Genomic DNA, 7,195 nt, shown 5'->3' with positions numbered 1-7,195 from the left:
GCAACTCGCCGGTGGGCGGTGCCTTTCGCGTGGGCGGGGCGTGATCCGGGCCGGGCCTCACGCAATGTTGAACACGTTCAAATTCCCTGACAGGATGAGGGTGCCGCAGGCGCCCACCGGGTGTGCCGCGCTGCTCCGGCGTGCCGCTCGCCGTCCCTGGACGGCGTGCCGTCCGCCCTGTCGTGAGGGGGCTCTCCATGGGGAGAGAACGGCCGTTCGGCCGCATGGTGTGGATCTCGATGCTCGTGCTGTTCCTGGAGGCGGTGACCGTCGCCATCCTCGTCGTGCTCCTCGGGCAGACGCAGGAGTCTCCGAGCGTCGGCCCGAATGCCCTGGGGGTGGTCTTCCCGCTCTTCCTCGTGATCCCGGGCGCCCTCGTCGGAGCCGTCGTGTCGTTGCTCCTGGTGCTCCCCGCCGTGCGGCTGAGCGAGGCGCTGGGGCGCAGGTTCACCGGCCGTGAGGCCTGGTGGTGGGTTCCGGTGGTGTTCGCGGCGGGACTTGTGCCGCCGGGAGCGCTCGCCGTCCTGACCGGCGTCCTCGGGCCGTTCGAGGCGGTGTGGATGTGGTGCGCGGCGACGGCCCTGCTCTCCGTGGCCGCCCTCTTCACCCGCGTCGCACGCAGAGGGCTCTTCGGCCGCATCCTGCTCCGGGGCACCCTGGCGGTGCTGAGCATGGGGGTCCTCGGGCTCATGGCCCTGGGCTTCGGCATCGTCGACCCGTACGCCCCGCCCGTCGTCAGCCATGCCTCGATGGTGGGCGACTGGACCGACGGGGACGGCGGGACCCTGTCCCTGTCGGGCGACGGCGGCGCGGTGGCCTCGGCCGTCGGGGACCCGGCCTACGACGCCGAGGACACCGAGGGGATGGAGCGGTGCACCGGCCGGGGCACCTGGAGCTACGACCGCGGCGAGGGGCCCCGGGGGCAGACGGTCGAGGTCACCGTCCCCGCGTGCGGCTGGGAGCCGTGGGAGATCCTCGGCAGCGAAAGCCGGGTCACCCTCTACCACTACGTCGGCGACCCGGACTCCTGGCTGCTGTACACCCTGACGAAGGTCCGCGGGTGAGGTCGGCCGAACTGTCGTCCGTGGAGTGGAAGCGGCACTACCGGCGGATGACCCGGGTGTCCCTGCTCGTGCTCTTCGTGGAGGCGCCGGTCCCGATCGCCCTGAACGCGCTGCGCGGTCCGGTGGAGGAGTCGCTGGTCCTCTCCTTCGCCGTCGTCGTGCTCCTCGGAGCCGCGCCTGGCGCCCTGCTCACCTACTTCGTGGTGCTCCCCGCCGTGGGGCTGGGCGAGGTGCTGGGGCGCAGGTTCGGTGGTCGTGAGGCGTGGTGGTGGGTTGCGGCGGTGCTGGCGACGGGGCTCGCGCCGTTCGGTCTGCTCGCGGCCCTGACCGGGTTCGTGGCACCGCTCGCGGCCCTCGCGAGCTGGGGCGTCGGGGTGGTGCTCCTCACCGTGCCCGCGCTCTTCGCCCGGATCGCACGCGAGGGGCTCCTCGTCGACATCGCCCTGTGGGGCACGCTGTCGTGGCTGAGCGCCGGCACGCTCGGCCTCGCGGTGCTCCACTTCGGGGGCTGAGACGACGTCCTACTCGTCCGGGTCCCAGGCACTCAGCCGGTCGAAGACACGTCGGTCGCCTTCGACCTTCAGGGAGTCGACCGGGATGCGGTCGTGCAGGATGAGGACCAGCTCGTCGGCCGTACCCCGGACGGAGAGGTCGGCCGCGTCCGGATCGGCAAGGGCGGACGCCCCGTCGCCCGACCTGGCGAGGCGGACGCTCCTGGCGCCGTCGGCGGAGAGCGAGAGGCGCCAGGAACGGCCCTCAGAGGCGTGGAAGTCGACGACGGCGGGCTCGTGCGGCCAGGCACTCGCCGTCGCCACGCAGGTGGACAGGAACTCGTCGACCCCGTCGAGTGCCGTCTCGGTGGGCAGTGGCTGCGGGGCTCCCAGGGTGATCTGGGCGTCGTGCGTGTGCACCGCCATCTGCTGGAGCTGGTGCCGGGCCACGGCACCGGAGGTGTGCGGCGACTGCAACGTCTCCCACCAGGCCCAACAGCCGCGATCCGGGCCGGCCTTCCGCAAGGCGTCCAGCAGTTGCTCCGTGGACTCCGTCAACCAGGCCAGCAGGGCCTCGCGCTCCCGGGGTGCTTCCGGGGCGCCCTCCGCCGCGGACTTGGCCGGAGCGGGCCCCGCGGCGACGGTGGCGGCCCAGTCGCGGCGCCCCTCACCTATGTGCCGCGCCAGATCGAACAGCGTCCACTCGGGGCAGGTCGGCACCTGTACGTCGAGGCTGGGCGCGGAGGCGACCGCGGCCCGGAAGGCGGTCGACCGTTCGGCGATCAGGCGCAGCAGAACGGGGAAGTCGAGTGTCGTCGTCACCCGGAATCTCTACCACTGTGTTCAGGCGATCGGACAGCGATTTTCCCGGCCGCCCTCGCGGGCGCGGACCCTCACCCGGGAGGGACGAGGGGCGGCCGGACCGCGGCAGGCGTGACGCGGCTCCGTACCGGGCGGAGACCCGGCCGGACGGGACGGACGCGCCGGACGGGACGGACGCGCCGGACGGAGGCGTGACGGAACGTCACCCGGGCGACGGCCGCCCTATTCCGGATCTTCGACCGGTGCGTCGTACCCCGTGTCCGAGCCCTCCGACGCCCCCTCCGGCAGCTCCGGCCGGGTGTACACGTCCAGCGGTACGCCCTCCGGGTCGGGGCGTACGGCGCCCAGCAGCGGGTTCGACGCCAGCGGGGACACCTTCACCACCGCGCCCGGCCTCGGCGCCTGCACCACCAGCCCGTCGCCGATGTACAGGGCCACGTGCGTGGCCTCCGGGTAGTACACGACGAGGTCGCCCGGCCGCAGCGAGGAGACCGGGACGCGCGGCAGTTCGGCCCACTGCTCCTGCGAGGTCCGGGGGACGGCCAGCCCGGCACGCTCCCAGGCCCGCATGGTGAGCCCGGAACAGTCGAAGGTGTCCGGCCCCTCGGCCCCCCACTCGTACTCCTTGCCGATCTGCTCGATCGCGTACGCCACGGCCTCGGCGCCCTGCCGGGTCGGCGGACGCGTCGAGCTGAGGGCGCCGGAGGCGACGAGGTCCTGCTGCGCCGCGTCCACCTGCTCGTCCTCCAGGGCGGAGACCGCACCGAGCTGGGCGGGCGTGAGCCCCGCAAGGCGTGCCTCGACGTCGTCCAGCGCGGTGCGTACGGTGTCGCGCTGCCGTCGCTGCTCCGCCGCGAGCGCCCGCTGCTCGGCGAGCGCCTCGCGGGCGGCGGCCGCGAGGACCCCGGCCCGCTTCTCGGCCTTCGTCAGGCGGTCCACGGTGGCCGCGCGCCCGGCCGCGGCCCGGGCGATCACGTGGCTCTGGTCGAACATGCCGGAGGGCTCGTCCGCCAGCAGCAGCCTGAGGTACGCGGAGAAGTCGGACCGGCCCCGGTACTGCTCCCGGGCCAGCCGCCCGGCGTCCGCACGTCCGGTTCCGAGCGTGCGCCGGGCCCTCGTCAGCGCGTCGTTCGCCTTGCGGGTGGCGGCCGTCCGCTTCGCCAGCTTCTCGTCGGTCGCGTTGTACTTCTCGGTGGCCTGCTCCATCCGCCGGTAGAGGGTCCGGAGTTCGGTGAGCAGGGCCGGCGCGGCGTTCGGGGCGGCGGCTTCGGGGGCGGCGGGGGCGCCGGTCGCGGACGGCGTGCGGCCGGCGAGGGCTTCGGAGGCGTCCACGGTCACGCCGGGGGACGGGGCGGCGGACGGGGCGGGAGCCGGGCCCTCGGCCGCGTCGGGAGTCGCACCGGCGCCGGCACCAGGGCTCGCACCGGGAGCCGCACCGGGACTCGTACGGGGACTCGCACCGGGAGTCGCACCAGGACTCGTGTCGGTGGTCGCGTCGGGAGTCGTACGCGGGAGCGCCTTCACCGACGCCTCCGAGGGCTCGGGCGCCGGTCGTGGGTCGGGGCCGGTGGCGGCCGGGGCGCGGGCGGCGACGGCGGCCAGGACCGCCGTCGCGCAGACCGCTCGCAGAAGCCTGCCTGACACGTCATCACCTCCGGTGAGGGTGCGGGGCCCGTCCGTGCGTCGGGCCGGTCCGGACCCCTGAAAAGTGTGCGAATCATATTTATCCGCTCACTAGGTGTCCGCCGGTGCAAGCACCGCACGGCGTGGCGCCCCGCGTCACCCCGTACGGCGGGGTCCGGGTCCGGGCGCCGCCGAACGTCAGGTGACGGGGAACGCGTAGACCGCCCGCCCCCGCAGGACGACGGCGCTCTGTCCGGTCGTCAGGGTCCGGTACGGGCCGGTGACCGCGGCGCCCTTGGGCTCGGCCACGCCGATGTCCTGGAACTTCCACAGACGCCGCCCGTCCCGCGCGTCGAACGCCGTCACCTGCGTGGTGTCCGAGGCGAGGACCGTGTCGCCGGACGCGGTGACCGTGAGGGCGGGCGCGGAGCCGCCGGCCGGCACCTCGGTGGAACGCAGCCAGAGGAGCTTGCCGGTCTCGCGCTCGACCATGCCGACCTCCTGGCTGCGGTTGGTGGTGACGATCAGGTCGCCCGACTCCACCGGTGCGCCGAACTCGGAGGACGCGGCCGTTCCGTCGAGCCGCCACAACGACTTCCCGGACTCCGTGTCCCACGCCTCCAGATTCTTGCCGGCCGCCCCGAAGAGCCGCCCCTCCTCGTCGCCGCCCGCCGCGCCCCAGGCGGTGACCGTGCCGAACTGCCTGGTCCAGAGCAGCTTTCCGGTCGCCCGGTCGAAGCAGCGGAAGGTGCCCTTCCCCTTGGCCGCGCGCACATCGGCCGGGGTGAGGGTGGCGGCGTCCTGGCGCACCACGATGTCGTTGAGCCGGGCCGCCGTCAGCCGGTACTCCGGGCCGGCCGCGTCCCGGCCCGCCGGTACCTGGACCCGCCACACCTCCTGACGGCTCACCAGGTCGTACGCGAAGAAGTACGCCTGGACGACCTGCTTGTCCTTGCCCGGCTTCTTGCCCTTGGCCGGTTTCGGGGCCTTCACCGTCACGGTCCGCGCGCCGGAGAACCAGACGACGGAGCCGGACTGGCCGGTGAGCGTGCCGACCCGGAGTCCGGGCAGACCGGCGAACCCGTCCGCGTACCGCACCCGGTGCTTCACCTCGCCGGTCTCCGGCGACAGCCACAGGAACGCGGTCGGGCCCGCGACGAAGACGAGGCCGTCCCCGGTGGTGAGCGCGGCCTGCCCCTCGGCGGCGTCCGCGCGCTGCCAGCGCTTCCTGCCCGTGCGCAGGTCGACCGCCGTCGCCTGGGCCTTGCTCGTCAGCACCAGCAGCCGGTCCTGCCAGAGCGCGGCGGTGAGGGGTTCCGCCTCGGACGCCGGGTGCGCGTACACCCAGGTGGGAGCGGGCGGCTGTCCGGGGAGCGCGGGCCCCTCGCTGGGCTCGGGCTTGTCGTCCTTCGCGGGCGCGGGAGCGCCGTCGTCGCCGAGGGCGCCGACCGCGACGCCGCCGACGAGGAGGCCGAGCGCTCCGGCGGTGACCGTGGCCAGCAGCGACCTGCGGGTGGGGAACAGCGCGGTGCCGTCCGGTCCGGAGGGGGCCTGTCGTACCGGCGGGGTTCCCGGACCGGTGGGCAGGGAACCGCCGCCGGGCAGCGAGGTGCCGGAGTACGGCACCGGGTACGCCGGAGCGGACGGTGCCTGGGCGGAGAGCGAGCCGCCGGCCGGCGACTCCAGGGCCCGGCGCGCGGGGAGCAGCGAACCGGGGGAAGGGGCGGCGACCGGGACCGCCGGGGCGGGCGGCCGGGTCGCCAGGGCGCCCCCGGGGGAGTGCTCGCGGGTCACGGCGAGCCGCGTGGTGGGGTGATCCGTCACCCCGTCGCGGGAACGCGTGTCGAGGAACCGGGTGGGCGTCTCCCGGTCGGTGGCCGTCTCCCCGTCAGCGGGTGCCGAACCGGCCGGGGGCTCCTGCGGTACCTCCAGCGACCGCACCCGCGTCTCCTGGTCCGCCACCGCCGCCGACAGCCTTTCGGGCAGCCAGCCGGTCCGGGCGAGTGCCGCCGCGCCCTCCAGCGCGAGCGACGCCGCGAGGGAGGCGGCGGTCGGGCGGCTACGCGGGTCCTTCGCCAGGCACCCGGCGACCAGGCCCCTCAACTCGGCCGGTACGCCGTCGAGTCCGGGCTCCCCGTGGGCGATCCGGTCCGCCGTCCCTCCGGCGGGGCCCTCGGCGAACGGGGTGGCGCCGGTCGCCGCGTACGCCAGCAGCAGCCCGAGCACGAAGAGGTCGGACGCGGCGCCCACCTCGTGGCCGGCGAGCTGTTCCGGGGTGAGGTAGCCGAGTCGTACGGAGAGCTGCCCGCCCGGCAGCGCCTCGGCTGCGGCCGCGCCGCCCAGCGGGCCGAAGGCGGTCAGCCGGGGGCCGTCGGCGGCCAGCAGCACCGTGTCCGGCGAGAGGCCCTGGAGGGCGGAGCCGGTGGCGTGCACCCGGGCCAGCACCTCCGCGACGCCCGCGCCCAGTATCCGTACCGCGCGTTCGGGCAGCGGACCCGCGACGGCGATGGCCTCGGCGAGCGTCAGCGCGGGGATGTACGGGGCGGCGGTCCAGAGCCGCTCCGGGCCGGCGGCCGGACCGTCACCGTCGCCGGGGACGTCGAGCGGCGGCTGCACCCAGCCGCCGGCCAGCCGTTCGGCGGTGCGGACCTCGGCCTGGAAGCGGCGGCGGAAGGCGGGCAGCGCGGCAAGCTCAGGCCGGGCGGCGGTGACCGTGACCAGGTCCCCGGCGTCCGCGCCGCGCGCCAGGTAACTCACCGCGCTCGCCGTCCCGCGGTGGCGGGCCAGCGCGGTGTACGGGCCGAAGCGGCGTGGATCGTCCTGACGCAGCGCCTCCATGGCGCACCCCCCTCGTGACCGTCCCTCGGCACCTGACCGCCGATCCTAAGGGCTGGCCCGGACCCTCAGTCTCCGCTGTTCGGCTTCGTCCAGGGCCACTTGGGGCGGAAGTGCTCCCGGCCGCCGGGGGCGTACTCGTACAGCCAGCCGCGTTGGAGGTGCAGTCGGGGGGTGTGTCCGGCGGGGACGCGGCGGTACGCGTGGACGGTCGGCGGACCGCCGTCCTCGGCCGGTACCGGCACCACGTACCACTTGGGCGGGTGGCCGGTGGGGCCGGTGAGGACGGGCAGGACCCGGCCGTCCAGGGGGCCGCCCTCGAAGGGGGTGTTCTCGCTTCTCACCCGGACCGTCTCGCCC

At 75.1% G+C, this 7,195-nt stretch carries 6 protein-coding genes; 2 read left to right on the top strand and 4 right to left on the bottom strand.

From position 1 onward, the window contains the following. Positions 1–197: 197 nt before the first annotated feature. Positions 198–1,064, top strand: a complete 867-nt coding sequence (locus ACFWEP_RS29085) for a hypothetical protein (protein ID WP_387374410.1) — start codon at positions 198–200, stop codon at positions 1,062–1,064. Beyond that, complete coding sequence (locus ACFWEP_RS29080; protein WP_387374408.1) at positions 1,061–1,576, top strand: hypothetical protein; 516 nt, start codon at positions 1,061–1,063, stop codon at positions 1,574–1,576. The genes ACFWEP_RS29085 and ACFWEP_RS29080 overlap by 4 nt, the downstream gene beginning before the upstream one ends. 9 nt (positions 1,577–1,585) lie before the next feature. Here ACFWEP_RS29080 and ACFWEP_RS29075 read toward each other — a convergent pair whose 3' ends face one another. The 4 genes from ACFWEP_RS29075 to ACFWEP_RS29060 all read right to left on the bottom strand — a co-directional run bounded on the left by ACFWEP_RS29075 (position 1,586) and on the right by ACFWEP_RS29060 (position 7,179). Beyond that, the gene (locus ACFWEP_RS29075; RefSeq protein ID WP_387374406.1) at positions 1,586–2,377 is read right to left on the bottom strand and encodes a maleylpyruvate isomerase N-terminal domain-containing protein; all 792 of its coding nucleotides are present in this window, start codon (positions 2,375–2,377) and stop codon (positions 1,586–1,588) included. Positions 2,378–2,599: 222 nt separating this feature from the next. Continuing rightward, entirely contained in the window at positions 2,600–4,021 is a 1,422-nt protein-coding gene (locus tag ACFWEP_RS29070; protein WP_387374404.1) for an NlpC/P60 family protein, read from the bottom strand. A gap of 177 nt (positions 4,022–4,198) precedes the next feature. Then, the gene (locus ACFWEP_RS29065) at positions 4,199–6,838 is read right to left on the bottom strand and encodes a PQQ-binding-like beta-propeller repeat protein (protein ID WP_387374402.1); all 2,640 of its coding nucleotides are present in this window, start codon (positions 6,836–6,838) and stop codon (positions 4,199–4,201) included. A 65-nt stretch (positions 6,839–6,903) separates the two neighbouring features. Further along, on the bottom strand, positions 6,904–7,179 hold the full coding sequence (locus tag ACFWEP_RS29060) for a hypothetical protein (RefSeq protein WP_387374412.1): 276 nt from the start codon (positions 7,177–7,179) through the stop codon (positions 6,904–6,906). Positions 7,180–7,195: the final 16 nt, after the last annotated feature.

It is taken from the genome of Streptomyces sp. NPDC060198 (assembly GCF_042728415.1).
Taxonomy (GTDB): Bacteria; Actinomycetota; Actinomycetes; order Streptomycetales; family Streptomycetaceae; genus Streptomyces.
Note: the sequence above shows the minus strand (reverse complement) of the source record. Positions and strands in the feature narration are given on the sequence as shown.